The sequence below is a fragment of the Priestia sp. FSL H7-0729 genome (assembly GCF_038005685.1).
Lineage (GTDB): Bacteria > Bacillota > Bacilli > Paenibacillales > Paenibacillaceae > Paenibacillus.
The window spans coordinates 1-1,292 of record NZ_JBBOTQ010000034.1 but is presented as its reverse complement, the minus strand read 5'-3'; the positions used below and the strand labels follow the sequence as shown (position 1 = coordinate 1,292).

Sequence of the window (1,292 nt, the reverse complement as noted above, 5' to 3'; positions counted from 1 at the left end):
GGTGCCCGTACCGCAAACCGACACAGGTAGGCGAGAAGAGTATTCTAAGGCGCGCGGAAGAACTCTCGTTAAGGAACTCGGCAAAATGACCCCGTAACTTCGGGAGAAGGGGTGCCCCGGTAGTGTGAATAGCACGAGGGGGCCGCAGTGAAAAGGCCCAAGCGACTGTTTAGCAAAAACACAGGTCTGTGCGAAGCCGTAAGGCGAAGTATACGGGCTGACGCCTGCCCGGTGCTGGAAGGTTAAGGGGAGTGGTTAGGAGCAATCCGAAGCTGTGAACCGAAGCCCCAGTAAACGGCGGCCGTAACTATAACGGTCCTAAGGTAGCGAAATTCCTTGTCAGGTAAATTCTGACCCGCACGAATGGCGTAACGACTTGGGCGCTGTCTCAACGAGAGATCCGGTGAAATTTTAATACCTGTGAAGATGCAGGTTACCCGCGACAAGACGGAAAGACCCCATGGAGCTTTACTGCAGCTTGATATTGAATTTGGGTACGATCTGTACAGGATAGGTGGGAGCCTTTGAAGCAGGAGCGCAAGCTTCTGTGGAGGCAACGTTGGGATACCACCCTGATCGTATCTAGGTTCTAACCTGGTACCGTAATCCGGTGCGGGGACAGTGTCAGGTGGGCAGTTTGACTGGGGCGGTCGCCTCCTAAAGAGTAACGGAGGCGCCCAAAGGTTCCCTCAGAATGGTTGGAAATCATTCGAAGAGTGCAAAGGCATAAGGGAGCTTGACTGCGAGACCTACAAGTCGAGCAGGGACGAAAGTCGGGCTTAGTGATCCGGTGGTACCGCATGGAAGGGCCATCGCTCAACGGATAAAAGCTACCCTGGGGATAACAGGCTTATCTCCCCCAAGAGTCCACATCGACGGGGAGGTTTGGCACCTCGATGTCGGCTCATCGCATCCTGGGGCTGAAGTAGGTCCCAAGGGTTGGGCTGTTCGCCCATTAAAGCGGTACGCGAGCTGGGTTCAGAACGTCGTGAGACAGTTCGGTCCCTATCTGTCGTGGGCGTAGGAAATTTGAGAGGAGCTGTCCTTAGTACGAGAGGACCGGGATGGACGTACCGCTGGTGTACCAGTTGTTCCGCCAGGAGCACCGCTGGGTAGCTATGTACGGACGGGATAAACGCTGAAAGCATCTAAGCGTGAAGCCCCCCTCAAGATGAGATTTCCCAGTATGTAAGACCCCTTGAAGACGACGAGGTAGATAGGCTGGGGGTGGAAGTGCAGCAATGCATGGAGCTGACCAGTACTAATCGGTCGAGGGCTTATCCAATAGCAAG

1 rRNA gene is annotated in these 1,292 nt (G+C 54.6%); it reads left to right on the top strand.

Features of this window, described 5'->3' with window-relative positions:
• Window positions 1-1,285, top strand: a 23S ribosomal RNA gene (locus MHH93_RS28380); the annotation flags it as partial.
• Between the last annotated feature and the right edge of the window lie 7 nt (window positions 1,286-1,292).